Here is a 15,197-nt window from a genome sequence, read left to right on the forward strand (position 1 = left end):
CAGCCTTGCGACTAACTCCCCCTCTACAAAAAACTGGCGGCTACCTACTCTCCCACTAGACGCAGTACCATCGGCACAATTGGGCTTAACTTCTCTGTTCGGAATGGGAAGAGGTGGAACCCCAACGTTATAACCACCAAAATGTCAATTTCTAGCGACCATCGACTAATAAGAAAACTAAACTAACTAAAAAGCTTAGCACGTATGCAAACCTGAAGCGCAAAAATTTCGGGCTATTAGTACTACTCGGCTTTGATGTCACCATCTTTACACCTGTAGCCTATCAAGGTCATCGTCTATAACCACCCTTATAAGGAGATCTAATCTTGAGGTGAGCTTCGTACTTAGATGCTTTCAGCACTTATCTCGACCCAACGTAGCTACTCGGCAGTGCCCCTGGCGGAACAACCGATAAACCAGTGGTTAGTCCATCACGGTCCTCTCGTACTAGTGACAGGTCCTCGCAAATCTCCTACGCCCACAACAGATAGAGACCGAACTGTCTCACGACGTTCTGAACCCAGCTCGCGTGCCACTTTAATGGGCGAACAGCCCAACCCTTGGGACCTTCTCCAGCCCCAGGATGTGACGAGCCGACATCGAGGTGCCAAACCGCTCCGTCGATATGAGCTCTTGGGAGCGATCAGCCTGTTATCCCCGGAGTACCTTTTATCCTTTGAGCGATGGCCCTTCCATACGGAACCACCGGATCACTATGCTCTAGTTTCCTACCTGTGCGACTTGTTTGTCTCCCAGTCAAGCACCCTTGTGCCATTACACTCTACGACCGGTTACCAATCGGCCTGAGGGTACCTTTAGAAGCCTCCGTTACGCTTTTGGAGGCGACCACCCCAGTCAAACTACCCACCATGCAGTGTCCTCAGTTCTCCGAGTTAGAACCCAAATAACAAAAGGGCCGTATTTCAACAGCGACTCCACGAATACTAGCGTACCCGCTTCTTAGTCTCCGGCCTATCCTACACATCTGTTATCCAAATTCAATGCAAAGCTATAGTAAAGGTTCACGGGGTCTTTTCGTCCCGTTGCGGGTAATCGGCATCTTCACCGATACTACAATTTCACCGAGCTCGCGGTTGAGACAGTGCCCAGATCGTTACACCATTCGTGCAGGTCGGAACTTACCCGACAAGGAATTTCGCTACCTTAGGACCGTTATAGTTACGGCCGCCGTTTACTGGGGCTTCAATTCAATGCTTCTCTTGCGATGACATCTCCTCTTAACCTTCCAGCACCGGGCAGGTGTCAGGCTGTATACTGCATATTGCTATTTCGCACAGCCATGTGTTTTTGTTAAACAGTCGCCTGGGCCTATTCTCTGCGGCTCCCATTGCTGAGAGCGTCCTTTTTCCCGAAGTTACAGGACTATTTTGCCTAGTTCCTTAACCGCGAATCACTCGAGCGCCTTAGTATACTCAACCCAACCACCTGTGTCGGTTTAGAGTACGGGTAATTATACAATATGCTTAGCGGGTTTTCTAGGGAGCCTGATTACGTCCATATCTCTTCGTGCATGCACTCCGAGTACTATCAGGTTCGACTCTCAGGGCGGATTTGCCTACCCCAATCAACATCTACACCCTTCAACCAGCTATTCCGTCAGCTGGCAGGACTGTCACTTCTCCGTCACCACATCGCTCATATAATTAGTACCGGAATATTAACCGGTTCATCCATCGGGTACGCCGTTCGGCTATCCCTTAGGGCCCGACTAACCCTGATCCGATTAGCGTTGATCAGGAAACCTTGGTCTTTCGGCGAGGAGGTTTCTCACCTCCTTTATCGTTACTTATACCTACATTTGCTTTTCTAGAAGCTCCAACCTGAGTTGTCCTCAGATCTTCTGCGCCGCTAGAATGCTCCCCTACCGATATTATTAATATCCCACAGCTTCGGTAAATAGCTTATGCCCGATTATTATCCACGCCAAAGCACTCGACTAGTGAGCTGTTACGCACTCTTTAAATGAATGGCTGCTTCCAAGCCAACATCCTAGCTGTCTTAGCACCTTGACTTCGTTTATTCAACTTAGCTATTATTTCGGGACCTTAGCCGATGGTCTGGATTCTTCTCCTCTCGGACATGGACCTTAGCACCCATGCCCTCACTCCTTGTCTTAACTTATACGCATTCGGAGTTTGTCTGGACTTGATAGCCGGTGAAAGCCTCGCATCCAATCAGTCGCTCTACCTCGTATAAGAAACAACAAAGGCTGCACCTAAATGCATTTCGGGGAGTACGAGCTATCTCCAAGTTTGATTAGCCTTTCACCCCTACCCTCAGTTCATCCGAAAGCTTTTCAACGCTTACCGGTTCGGTCCTCCAGTTGGTTTTACCCAACCTTCAACCTGACCAAGGGTAGATCACTTGGTTTCGCGTCTACTCCCACTGACTATGCGCCATTTAAGACTCGCTTTCGCTTCGGATACGTGACTAATATCACTTAACCTCGCCAGTGAAAGTAACTCGTAGGTTCATTATGCAAAAGGCACGCAGTCACACCATACATTGATGCTCCTACCGCTTGTAGGCAGACGGGTTCAGGGTCTATTGCACTCCTCTGTTCGAGGTTCTTTTCACCTTTCCCTCACGGTACTGGTTCACTATCGGTCTCTCGGGAGTATTTAGCCTTAGCGGATGGGCCCGCCAGATTCACACAGGATTACTCGTGTCCCGCGCTACTCAGGATACCACTAACAATAAATTCAATTGTCGAATACGCAGCTTTCATGCTCTACGGCCTACCTTTCCAAGTAGTTCTTCTAATCGAATATATCATACAGCGTGGTCCTACAACCCCAGTAATGCCGAAACATTATTGGTTTGGGCTAATCCCCGTTCGCTCGCCACTACTAAGGGAATCACTTTTGTTTTCTTCTCCTATGGGTACTTAGATGTTTCAGTTCCCCACGTTCGCTCACCGCTCTGCGGTGTAGTACATCTTCAATGTACTGGGTTGCCCCATTCGGAAATCTGCGGATCTAATCGTATGTGCCGATCCCCACAGCTTATCGCAGCTTATCACGTCCTTCTTCGCCTCCGAGAGCCTAGGCATCCACCGTCTGCCCTTATCTATTTTGCGCCGTATGTACACAACTAAATATGTACACGGTTTGTATACTTGCTAATTATTTTGCTCTACAGTTGTTTTCGTTTTCTTATTAATCATGTCAATGATCGCCCGACTAAGCTCTAGGCTTCGTCTGTAGTGCAACAAACAACCCTGCGGTCGTTCATCGTTTTAGTCCTTCTTCCAAGACCGACACTCTCGCTCGAGTGACGCCGTTTGTCTCGTTTGCGGTTGCAAAGATAGAACACTTTTTATTTATCAACCAAATCTAACAGCAAAATATTTTTGGACAACTGACAGTTAGGGGTNCGCCGTTTGTCTCGTTTGCGGTTGCAAAGATAGAACACTTTTTATTTATCAACCAAATCTAACAGCAAAATATTTTTGGACAACTGACAGTTAGGGGTATCAGACTACACATCTATTTATTAAATACTAAGCACTTACAAAACAACAAAAAATTTTTATCTCAATTACCAAATTTACTTGAAAACTAAAAAGAAGTTACAAAAGAACACGGCAAGGAATGCCTGCGCATACACAGCAAATAGCACAAAAAACAAAGACAAATCAGCAAAACAAGCAGGGGAAACAGAAGAAACACCCCTCTGCAAGATTAACAGCCCCCCATATGTAATACGGTATAGAGGAAATAGCGTACTCCCACCTAGGGCAAGAGAAAAAGAATGGGAGCCTAACCCAAAGTAATTTGGCTACAGCCCCCACTTTTCTGTACTCTATCCTACCCTATCCCTTGATCATCTTACCCACGAGATACGGACAGCAGTATTCGATTAGGTCGAGAACTAGCTCGAAGCCTTCGCTACCGCCGTAGTACGGGTCGGGAACATGATCCCGAAGGGGATTGGGCGCCCAATCCGTTAGGATGCTGATCTTGCCTGCAGCCTCTTCGGTCGGTGCTCGCTCGAGGAGTGTGCGCCTATTAGCTTCGTCCATACCTATAATATAGTCATAGTGGAAGAAGTCTTCATACCTCAGGGGGCGGCTGAGCGAGAGGAGGTCATACCCCCTGCGTGCTGCGTGGGCACGCATTCTGCTATCAGCTCGCTCGCCCTCGTGATGGGCCGAAGTGCCAGCCGAGTCAATCTCGAATCGCTCAGCCAAGCCCTCATGCTCAATGTAATGCAGGAACACACCCTCAGCCGATGGCGAACGGCAGATATTCCCTAAACACACAAACAGTACTTTAATCTTTTCTTGGCTCATCGTAACTCCTCTACTTATAATTCATCCATCTCCACAACTCCCTGAGCGATGGTTTCTTGCCATACATCAGGATACCGACACGGTAAATTTTGGCACCAAAGTAGGTAAGTAGTATAGAGAGCCCAAAGAGCAATACAAGGCTAAGGATCTGCTCCCAGAGAGGGACGTCGTAGGCGAGGCGTGACATCATTACTATGGGCGAAGTAAACGGAATGAGCGAGGTCCAGAATGCCAGATTGCCCTCGGGGTTCTCGGCCGCAGCCATACCCACATAGAGAGAGAAGACCATAATCATCGTTACGGGGAGCATCAGCTGGCCTGCATCCTCGTCGCTCGAAACGGAAGACCCCAGCGCTGCCAATACAGAAGCATAGAGCAGGTACCCCCCAATGAAGAACAGCACGAAGAACACAATCATCTGGAAGAAGTTAATCCCCTGCATGACACCGAAGATATCCGAGGCCGCTTGTAGCTCACTTGCCGATAGGCTACCACTACTCTGTGCTGCGGCCAAGGCCTCGGGGCTGTACAAATCGCCTATTAGGAAGAATTGAGCAGCTAGGCCAATACCAATAAGGGCAACTACCCAAATGAAGATTTGCGTTAGCCCCACTAGGCCTATACCGACGATCTTACCCATCATCAACTCGAAGGGGCGAACAGAAGACACCATCACCTCTACGATACGGCTCTTTTTCTCCTCTATGACACTCTGAATAATCATACCTCCATAGAGCATGATGAACATATAACTGACGAAGCTAAGCAACAGCCCAATGACACTAGAAGCTGCCCCCGAGCTCACACTCTCGGCTCCATCTTCGCTCCACTTGTAGGTATTGGCGACGATCTCGACCTTGCTTGTACGGATAATTTCTTTAAGCTCAGGGATATTGTGCGAGGCTATTTTCTGATCCGTCACGTAAGTCGAGAGTAAGCTATTGATATGCCGCTCTAGCCCCGTGGGCAGAGTCTTGAAAGAAAATAGGTTGATTGCCTTGGGAGATACACCTAGATCCTCAGTGATCTCCAGCACAGCTGTGATCTCCTGCTCGCCACCTGCGGAGCGATATTCGTTGGCACTCTTGTCTGCCACGACGAAGCGATACTGCTCCGTATCTTCTAGCAGTGGTGCATATTGCCCCGTGCGGTCGATCACAGCAACGACCTGCTGCTCTCCCGTATCCATCTGACTGAGCAATATGGGGATTGTAGCAATCAGCACAAATACTACGGGCGCAAGCAGAGTAATAAGGATAAAGCTCTTTTTGGCAACACGGGTGATGTACTCTCGCTGGATAACCAGCCCTATTTTACCATAGTTAATCATGGTTCTGCACTGTATTAAGGAAGATCTCATGCATAGATGGGATCTCTTGATGAAACTCTAGGATATTGATATACTCGGGCAGTCGGTTGATGAGCGCTCTATTGCTCTCTCCCTCACGACGCATGAGCTTGAGCACCATTTGTCCTTGATGCAGCCTTGAGCTGATGGGGTCGATGTACTCCAGCTCCTCCTGAGATAGAGCTCTATCTACACGCAGCTCCACGTATGGGCTAGCATATCGGGCACGTATCTCCTCTACTGTGCCACTGAGCACTAGACGAGAGCGATTGATCAGGGCAATGTCGTCGCAGACCTCCTCTACACTCTGCATATTGTGGGTAGAGAAGATGATCGTACGCCCTTGATCCCTAAGTTGTAGGATCTCGCTTTTGAGTAGCTCAGCATTAACAGGGTCGAAGCCACTAAAAGGTTCGTCGAAGATCAATAGGTCGGGTTCGTGTAGGACAGTGCAGATGAATTGCACTTTCTGTTGCATGCCCTTGGAGAGCTCCTCGACCTTCTTATTCCACCAAGGCATAATGTCGAACTTCTCAAACCATTGCTCTAGGCGCTTCTTCGCCTCCGCCTTACTGAGCCCTTTGAGGCGAGAGAGATAAATAGCCTGATCACCCACTTTCATCTTACGGTATAGGCCACGCTCCTCGGGTAGATAGCCGATGCGTGCCACATCATCAGCTTTGAGCGGATGCCCATCGAAAAGGATTGTCCCACTATCTGGAGCTGTGATGCGATTGATGATGCGAATAAGAGAAGTCTTACCCGCACCATTCGGTCCCAGCAAGCCGAAAACACGCCCAGCCTGCACGGACAGACTAACGTCGTCTAGGGCTGTGTGTGCGGCATAATGCTTGCTTACATGCTGTACATCTATAAATGCCATACGTATGATAAGTATTGAATTTGCTGTTGTTTATAGGCGTTATGGCACACAGCTTGGGGGAGAGTACTGAATACCAAAAACAATGCAAGATACACAATTTTCTCTATCTGATTCCGCTCCTGCGTGTTCATTCTCTCCCATTATTCCTGCTCGCATGACGGTGCTTGGCTAAGAAGCGAGATTTATATTTTAGCTCAAATTTCAGAATGTTGATGAGAAAAAGAGAATAGGACAGAGCAAAAATGGCACACGCCGTATTTAGCCCCTAACAGGCTCCACACGGCGCCCAATACTATTTGAGCACTTAGTCCTAGGCCAATGAAAACACCCGCCTAAAATAAAACGAAAACAACACACTTATTTACAGATACATAAAACAGGATCTGGAGAGATTGAGTTTGATTAAAGCAGACATTTCTGATTTTCTTCCCATCAATCTTGGGAGATTGGTGGACACATTGCCGAGAATTGTAGGACTAATTAGAAAAAACGTTCCCTTCAATTTCTCATTTTGGGCGAAACCATTCTCCCAAAAACCTCCGTCGGTTCGCCCAAACGAGTCCAAACACATTTACATACTTTAACTCAAAAGACGAAAAGTAGCTTTTCAATGTCTTCGATTGCAAGCGACAGGCTAAGAAAGCCCGAGTGGGGCATAAGTTTCCGAGCCTAGGACAAACGAACGTAGTGAGTGTCGCTTTGGGCATTCTTTTGGCTAGCGGGAGGATTTGAGTAAATTTGTCTTCTATGGAAGAAAGGCGTTTGATATGTCGAGGGCAGTGGCGATGGCTAATCGTATTGCTGTGCTTGTGGTTCGCTCCTATTCATAAGAGCACGGCACAGCGAGAGCGGGTTAAACATCAACCATACAGCGATCTAAAAACTTATTACCTAGGGTTCAACGTGGGGCTACATACCCAAGACCTTAGGATTAGTAACTCTGGCTTCGTGACACCAGAGGGACAAGCTCTCTTTGCAGACGTCCCTCACTACCGCCCCGGCTTCAGCGTTGGCGTTATGGCAGGTCGTGTCCTAATCCCGGGACTAGAGCTTCGGCTCAACCCAAGCCTCCACTTCGGCGACAAACCCATAGCCTATAGCGATGGTGTAAAAAAAGTAGCTGAATTTGGCCAGAGAGCCACTTACATCAGCCTACCTCTCATGCTCAAATATGCCGCCCTAAGACTCAACAACGTCCGCCCATACGTTGGGGCTGGTGTCTACACAGCCCTAAGCCTTGGAGGCAAGCGAGAAGATGTAGTACGTTTGAGGGCACTTGACTATGGATTATCCCTATCACTAGGCTGTGACTTCTATCTCAGATACTTCAAACTATCGCCCGAGCTTAGCTTTAGCTATGGCTTGACCAATGTGATCCAAACTAACCGACCCGAGCTGGCCGAGGATAAACGCCTATACTATACGCAGGCGATCCGCTCGGGGCAGAATCGAATGATCGCCCTCACATTCTACTTCCAGTAGTTTGCGGCTAAACCAACAATCAGGATAATTATAAATCAATGAAGAAGACCTTTCTTGTTTCACTTGCTCTAAGCTCTGCTTTGGCAGCTACGGCAAGTGATGTAAAGCATCGCTCTATCATCGAGCTAGATGGCACGAAGCAATACCTCAGTGTACCTGCCCATTCGGACTTTGATGTGGCTCCAAACGAGAGCTATACCATTAGCCTCTGGTTCAACTCCAACCGGACTTATTTCTGGGGGCCTACTCAACGTGTCGTTGGTCGCCGCCTCAATACCAAACGAGATAGTATAGACAGATCTGGATATGACCTCATGGTACTACGCAATACGGCGAAGAATTTCGTTGGAGCGACCTTGTCTGATCGCCAAGGCAGTGCGAAGAATGCTTTCGACGGCTGGGCGCCATCGGCCGAAAAGAGCGAGATGCGCCACTGGTATCATGTGGCTTGGGTGGTCGATCGCTCAGCAAACAAAATCCGCTTCTATGTAGATGGGCATGAAACTCACAATGCCGACATCTCGGCTAGTGAGCCTTGGCACACGGCCAATGAGCTGCCACTCTTCATCGGTGCTGGTCAGGAAGAGGGTAAGGCTTTTGCCCACTTCGGCGGCATGCTCGACAATTTGCGCTTCTACAAGCGTGCTTTGTCGCCCCAAGAGCTACTCGCCGATAGAGCTACAGAGCGCATCAAGCCTCGGACTAAAGGACTCGTCGCCGCTTTCGACTTCGATGGATATAAAATTGGCGACACCACAATCAGAGATGTTACGGGCAAGCATACGGCAACCCTTATGGGCTTTGATACAAGCATTGAGCATGCCAATATCAAGTCTTTCACAGCTCGCCGCACCAATGGTAGCCTTGTAGGTCGTGGCGATACACAGGCATTAGGTCTAGCGACCGTAGGACTTCGCACTCCAGATGTGCTGCAAGAGATCAGCATCAGCCTTACAGGGACGACACAACTATCGGATATCAAAGCCCTGAAGATTTATGAAACTGCCAATGGCGACCGGTACGATCATCGCAACCCCGGTAGGCTGGTAGCCGAGGGAATTGCCACTGAGGAGTTGGTTACACTGCGTGCCGCCAAGGGTAACCCCACGCTCTCTAATCTAAGTAAGCTCTGGGTAGTGGCTGACGTGGCAGAGGATGCCACGGAGGGGAACATCATCAAGGCGGAGATTAAGAACCTGAAGTTTGCCAAGAGCAAGAACTTCACGCCAGACCAAGGCAGTCTTGGAGAGCAGACGATCGTACTAGGGCGCACGCTCGTCTGGACACCGGGAGAAAACCGCTCCGCGCACTACCGCATTCCGGCTTTGGTACGCCTAGATAACGGCTCACTTGTCGCTGCGATAGACAAGCGTAAGAATAGCGACTACGATCTACCAGAAGATATAGATGTAGAGGTCAAAATAAGCAAAGACTACGGCAAGACGTGGAGTGAACCCATTACAGTAGCACAAGGGACTCCCGAGCATGGCTATGGAGATGCCGCTATTGCCACGGACGGCAAGACCATACATATGGTGATGGTAGCAGGCTCCGGACTATGGTTCTACCCAAGCGCAGCCAAGAAGCCTCTAGAGATGTACTATAGCCAGAGTGTCGATGGAGGTAAAACTTGGACGCCTGTCAAGGATATTACCGCTATGGTGCAGACAGATCGCTACCCCAATGGCGGATTCTTTGGCTCTGGCAATGGCATTATCACGAGCAAGGGACGCATTGCATTCGTTGCTGCAATGCGTATTGATGCTAAATGGGGCGGACAGATGGACAATGTAATGGTTTACTCCGACGACAATGGAGCTACATGGCAGGCCTCTCCTGTGGCTCGCTACAACGGAGATGAAGCCAAAGTCGTGGAGCTCGCCAACGGAGATCTGATGATCTCTAGCCGTAATAGAGCCTACAAGGCTACACCTCGCACCTATGTAACCTCGGAAGATCATGGTATGACTTGGTCGGGACCTCGTGTATGGGAAGATCTGAGTGGCAATGCCTGCAACGCATCACTAACACGATACAGCAAAGAAGATGGCAAAGGAGGAAAGAATATCCTCCTACATACGCTCCTAGAGGCGGACAATCGCACCAATCTACGTATCTATATGAGCGAAGATGAGGGTAAGACTTGGCCCTATGCACGCACGCTTTGCCTAGGCGAGGCGGCGTATAGCGAGATTGCTATCTTGCCCGACGGTACGATAGGGATTATCTCTGAGGAGGACGATAGACCTGCCTACGACATCTACTTCACACGCATCTCTCTAGACTGGCTACGTGCTGGCAAACGACAGTAGACTGATAGGTAGATTAATCTAGTTTCTTGACCAAGGACGAATGGACGAAAAAGTCAAAAATCGATCTATTTAAGGTCTGTTTTGGGATAAAAAATAGTATAAAAAGAACTTTTTTACTCACTTTTGGGTCAAGAAAGATAAATTACAATATATTTGCGGTTCAGAGGCTATGAGAATAGGTGTGCATTCGTGGAGGTATTTATGAGCCTTTGGTACTCTCGCTTATCAGATTGCCCACTCGCTTTGCATAGAGGCTTGGCTCTCGAGCTAGCCTTAGCAGAGAATATCACATTTATAATACTAACTAAAACTAAAGATTGAAGAAAATGAAAAAGATTTTTGGTGCTCTTGGTTTGGCAGTAGCAATGCTTTTCAGCACAACAGCTATCGCACAGACCCCAGAGAAAAAGGACTGCTGCAAAAAGGAAGCTAAGGCTTGCGATACTAAGAAAGCTTGCGACAAGAAAGATGCCAAGGCATGCGAAATGAAGGCTTGCTGCAAGGCAGACAAGTCTTGCGATAAGAAGGCTTGTGATGCTAAGATGACTTGCGACAAGAAGAAGGCTTGTGACAAGAAGGACGCCAAGGCATGCGATGCCAAGAAGTCTTGTGATAAGAAGGAAGGTAAGACTTGCGATAAGAAAAAAGCTTGCGACAAGAAGTAATCTAACGAGCTGCTCACAAGTAGCAACCGATAGACCCCTAGGAGTGGAGGCAGCATCGAACGAAATCTCGATGTGGCCTCCACTCGTATATACGTATTTATATACGATGCACTGGAGGTATCATAGTCTAGGCATAGTCTATTTCTGTTCTCCCTCAAGCACAAATAGCTGGAGCAACGGCTCTATATTGTAGTACGATACAATATGAAATCAAAGGGCTTAATCAATACACTTTGGTAGTTTTGTCAAGAAAAATTACCTTTGCTACCAAATATTAGGTATATATGTGAACGAAAAAGATAGGCTCCCTTAGTCGCTATCGCAAAAGATAGGGGAGTTTGTCTGCTTTTGGTTGTTATAATCCGAAGCTCGTTTCGCACAAAACCTACTAAACAACCCTAACCTAACTATAGCGCTCACCTCTGTCTGCTCTTTGAGCTGGCGGTCGAGGAGCATTGAGAAGTCTTACAATGTTAATAACGGATTACTACAAATGGCGAAAGAAAAAAAGTTTCTGACCTGTGATGGTAATCAGGCTGCTGCGCACATCTCGTATATGTTTAGCGAGGTAGCCTGTATCTACCCAATCACGCCATCCTCTACGATGGCCGAATACGTAGACGAATGGGCCGCCCAAGGACGCAAAAACATCTTTGGAGAGACCGTACTGGTAGAAGAAATGCAGAGCGAGGCTGGTGCAGCAGGTGCTGTACATGGTTCACTACAGACTGGGGTACTTACTACGACCTACACTGCATCTCAGGGTCTACTGCTGATGCTCCCCAATATGTACAAGATCGCAGGGGAGCTACTCCCAACGGTGTTCCATGTATCAGCTCGTGCTATCGCTACGCATGCGCTCTCTATCTTCGGCGACCACCAAGACGTTATGGCCGCTCGCCCCACAGGTTTTGCTCAGCTCTGTACTGGTTCTGTGCAAGAGGTTATGGACCTAGCAGGCGTAGCCCACTTGGCCACACTCAAGGCTCGCGTTCCTTTCATCCACTTCTTCGACGGCTTCCGCACCTCACACGAGATCCAGAAGATTGAGGCTCTAGACAACGAAGATCTAGCTCAGTTCATCGACTGGGACGCTCTGCGTGAGTTCCGTGAGCGAGGCCTCAACCCAGAGAAGCCCGTGTCACGTGGTATGGCAGAGAACCCTGATGTTTACTTCCAGCACCGTGAAGCTGCCAATCCGTTCTATGATGCAGTGCCCGAGATCGTGCAGGAGTATATGGACAAACTCGCCACGGTAACAGGCCGCAAGTATCACCTCTTCGACTTCTATGGTGCAGAAGATGCCGAGCATGTAATCATCGCTATGGGATCTGTGACCGAAACGATCCGTGAAGTAGTAGATCATCTACGTGCCAAGGGCGAGAAGGTTGGTCTACTCTCCGTGCACCTATATCGTCCATTCAGTGCCAAGCATTTCTTGGCAGCTATGCCTAAGACCGTGAAGCGTGTAGCTGTACTTGACCGCACTAAGGAACCCGGAGCCGATGGCGAACCACTATACCTAGACGTGCGCTCATGCTACTATGGTGTAGACAATGCTCCTCTCATCGTAGGTGGTCGCTATGGTCTATCGTCCAAGGACACTACGCCTGCACATATCCTCTCGGTATTCGAGAACCTATCTATGCGCCTACCCAAGGATCACTTCACGATCGGTATCGTAGATGATGTAACCTTCACATCTCTGCCCGAGAAGGAAGACTTGATCTTCGAGGACAATAAGACATTCGAAGCTAAGTTCTACGGACTTGGTGCCGATGGTACTGTCGGAGCAAACAAGAACTCCGTGAAAATCATTGGAGACAACACCAATAAGTACTGTCAGGCTTACTTCGCCTACGACTCCAAAAAGTCGGGCGGCTTCACCTGCTCACACCTGCGCTTCGGCGACAACCAGATCCGCTCTACCTACCTCGTGGTTACTCCTGACTTCGTAGCTTGTCACGTACCTGCCTATCTGCGTCTATATGATGTAACTCGTGGTCTGAAGAAGAATGGTACGTTCCTACTCAACTCTGTGTGGGACGTAGACAGCGTGGAGAAGCACCTTCCCAACAAGGTTAAGCGTCATCTAGCGAAGAACAACATTCGCTTCTATATGATCAACGCAACGGGTATCGCTGCTGAGATCGGTCTTGGCAATCGCACCAACACAATCCTCCAGTCTGCATTCTTCAAGATCTCGGGCGTTATCCCCTACGACTTGGCAGTAGAACAGATGAAGAAGGCGATCGTCAAGAGCTATGGCAAGAAGGGCGAAGACGTTGTTAATAAGAACTTCGCTGCAGTAGATCGTGGCTCTGACGTAATTGAAGTGCCCGTGAAGCCTGAATGGGCTAATCTACCCAACGACCCAACAGAGGTATACCCACACGACAGCGAGTTTATCCAAAAGATTGTTCGCCCAATAAATGCTCAAGATGGTGATAGTATCCCAGTATCTCAGTTCAGAGGTCGTGAAGACGGAACTTGGGAGAATGGCACGGCCGCTAGCGAGAAGCGTGGTGTAGCCTCTCACGTACCTGAGTGGATCGCAGAGAACTGTATCCAGTGTAACCAGTGTGCCTACGTTTGCCCTCACGCTACGATTCGTCCATTCGTGATGACAGCCGACGAGCAGGCTAAAACGGGCGTCAATGCGATCAAGGCTATCGGTAAGCAATTTGCCGATATGACCTTCCGTATCCAAGTGAATGTACTCGACTGCCTAGGCTGTAGCAACTGTGTAGACGTCTGTCCCGGCAACAAAAACGGCAAGGCGCTAGTGATGCAGGAGATTGAAGGACAATTCCCCGAGCAGGACAACTGGGATAAGATGGTTTCCGAGGTATCTAGCAAGGCTCACTTGGTAGACATTACCTCAAACGTGAAAAACTCTCAGTTTGCGACACCTCTATTTGAGTTCTCGGGTGCTTGCTCTGGCTGTGGAGAAACGCCATACGTCAAGCTGATTACCCAGCTATTCGGTGATCGCCAGATGGTTGCTAATGCTACTGGTTGCTCATCTATCTACTCTGGCTCAGCTCCGTCTACACCATATACTGTCAATGAGCGAGGCGAAGGGCCTGCATGGGCTAACTCACTCTTCGAGGACAACGCAGAGTTCGGTCTAGGTATGCACCTTGGCTATACCAAGATGCGTGAGCGCCTTGTGCGTCTTGCAGAGGAGTGTATCGCTAACCCCGACATCGATCACGCAGAGCTCAAGGGGCTACTACGTGAGTGGATTGACAACCGTGAGGACGCTCCTCGAGCCAAGGCTCTAGCCGATGCGATCAAACCTATTATCGCACGTCGCATCACAGGCGTATGCCAGAAGATGTACGATATGCGTTCGTACTTTATCAAGCGTAGCCAATGGATCATCGGTGGTGACGGTTGGGCATACGATATAGGGTTCGGTGGTCTAGACCATGTGATCGCCTCTGGAGCCAATGTCAATATCCTAGTACTAGATACCGAGGTTTACTCCAATACTGGAGGTCAGAGTTCCAAGAGCACTCCAGTAGGTGCTATCGCCAAGTTCGCAGCTTCTGGGAAGCGTGTTCGCAAGAAAGACCTTGGCATGATCGCCACTACCTATGGTTACGTGTATGTAGCTCAGATCGCCATGGGGGCGAACCCTGCTCAGACACTCAAGGCTATCCGTGAGGCTGAGGCATACAATGGACCATCTGTGATCATCGCTTACTCTCCTTGTATCTCTCATGGTCTAAAGTCTGGCATGGGTAAGGCTCAGAAGGAAGAGGTAAATGCTGTGAACTGCGGTTACTGGCACCTATGGCGCTTCAATCCAGATCTAGAAGCGGAGGGCAAGAACCCATTCATTCTAGATAGCAAGGAGCCGAACTGGGACAACTTCATTCCATTCCTAGAGGGTGAGGTTCGTTATGCTTCTCTCAAGAAGCAATATCCAGCAGAGGCTACCGAGCTCTTTGAGGAGGCTAAGCGCAACTCACAGTGGCGCTATGCAGGCTACAAGCGTTTGGCTAACCGCATTTGGGAAGAAGAAACTATCTCTGCCGAATAAGGTTAGTTTAGACAACAATTATTGACAACCAAGCGGGTGCGTCGGAGCGTCAAGCTCTGTCGTACCCGCTTGGCATTATGTCCCTAGGGTAACGCTCTATAGGTTTAACGAAAATACCTTAGCTTTGTACCCGAGATGACT

At 48.8% G+C, this 15,197-nt stretch carries 7 protein-coding genes and 2 rRNA genes; 4 read left to right on the forward strand and 5 right to left on the reverse strand.

The genetic code is table 11. The features are described 5' to 3' along the window. Positions 1–31: 31 nt before the first annotated feature. The 5 genes from rrf to HQ41_RS01050 all read right to left on the reverse strand — a co-directional run bounded on the left by rrf (position 32) and on the right by HQ41_RS01050 (position 6,546). Positions 32–141: ribosomal RNA gene (gene rrf, locus HQ41_RS01030) — 5S ribosomal RNA — on the reverse strand. A 74-nt stretch (positions 142–215) separates the two neighbouring features. Further along, a 23S ribosomal RNA gene (locus tag HQ41_RS01035) occupies positions 216–3,101 on the reverse strand. A gap of 734 nt (positions 3,102–3,835) precedes the next feature. After that, the gene (locus HQ41_RS01040; RefSeq protein WP_044186726.1) at positions 3,836–4,315 is read right to left on the reverse strand and encodes a low molecular weight protein-tyrosine-phosphatase; all 480 of its coding nucleotides are present in this window, start codon (positions 4,313–4,315) and stop codon (positions 3,836–3,838) included. Between the two features lie 10 nt (positions 4,316–4,325). Further along, positions 4,326–5,675: an ABC transporter permease gene (locus tag HQ41_RS01045; RefSeq protein ID WP_235316872.1), complete on the reverse strand. Its 1,350-nt coding sequence runs from the start codon at positions 5,673–5,675 to the stop codon at positions 4,326–4,328. Continuing rightward, entirely contained in the window at positions 5,638–6,546 is a 909-nt protein-coding gene (locus tag HQ41_RS01050) for an ABC transporter ATP-binding protein (protein WP_044186731.1), read from the reverse strand. Before HQ41_RS01050 ends, HQ41_RS01045 begins: the two co-directional genes overlap by 38 nt. 747 nt (positions 6,547–7,293) lie before the next feature. On the opposite strand from HQ41_RS01050, the gene HQ41_RS01055 reads away from it, so the two are divergent. The 4 genes from HQ41_RS01055 to nifJ all read left to right on the forward strand — a co-directional run bounded on the left by HQ41_RS01055 (position 7,294) and on the right by nifJ (position 15,056). Beyond that, positions 7,294–8,028, forward strand: a complete 735-nt coding sequence (locus HQ41_RS01055) for a porin family protein (protein ID WP_081964706.1) — start codon at positions 7,294–7,296, stop codon at positions 8,026–8,028. Between the two features lie 38 nt (positions 8,029–8,066). Then, positions 8,067–10,340: an exo-alpha-sialidase gene (locus HQ41_RS09205; RefSeq protein WP_052405202.1), complete on the forward strand. Its 2,274-nt coding sequence runs from the start codon at positions 8,067–8,069 to the stop codon at positions 10,338–10,340. A gap of 326 nt (positions 10,341–10,666) precedes the next feature. After that, the gene (locus HQ41_RS09755; protein ID WP_044186734.1) at positions 10,667–11,005 is read left to right on the forward strand and encodes a hypothetical protein; all 339 of its coding nucleotides are present in this window, start codon (positions 10,667–10,669) and stop codon (positions 11,003–11,005) included. Positions 11,006–11,498: 493 nt separating this feature from the next. Next, positions 11,499–15,056, forward strand: a complete 3,558-nt coding sequence (gene nifJ, locus HQ41_RS01070) for a pyruvate:ferredoxin (flavodoxin) oxidoreductase (RefSeq protein ID WP_044186735.1) — start codon at positions 11,499–11,501, stop codon at positions 15,054–15,056. The last annotated feature ends 141 nt before the right edge of the window (positions 15,057–15,197 follow it).

Origin of the sequence: Porphyromonas sp. COT-290 OH860, assembly GCF_000768935.1 — a bacterium.
Classification (GTDB): Bacteria; Bacteroidota; Bacteroidia; order Bacteroidales; family Porphyromonadaceae; genus Porphyromonas.

Coding starts and splice junctions, on each gene's coding strand:
- HQ41_RS01040 (WP_044186726.1), bottom strand. CDS start 4,315: ATGAGCCAAGAAAAGATTAAAGTACTGTTTGTGTGTTTAGGGAATATC.
- HQ41_RS01045 (WP_235316872.1), bottom strand. CDS start 5,675: ATGAGATCTTCCTTAATACAGTGCAGAACCATGATTAACTATGGTAAA.
- HQ41_RS01050 (WP_044186731.1), bottom strand. CDS start 6,546: ATGGCATTTATAGATGTACAGCATGTAAGCAAGCATTATGCCGCACAC.
- HQ41_RS01055 (WP_081964706.1), top strand. CDS start 7,294: ATGGAAGAAAGGCGTTTGATATGTCGAGGGCAGTGGCGATGGCTAATC.
- HQ41_RS09205 (WP_052405202.1), top strand. CDS start 8,067: ATGAAGAAGACCTTTCTTGTTTCACTTGCTCTAAGCTCTGCTTTGGCA.
- HQ41_RS09755 (WP_044186734.1), top strand. CDS start 10,667: ATGAAAAAGATTTTTGGTGCTCTTGGTTTGGCAGTAGCAATGCTTTTC.
- nifJ (WP_044186735.1), top strand. CDS start 11,499: ATGGCGAAAGAAAAAAAGTTTCTGACCTGTGATGGTAATCAGGCTGCT.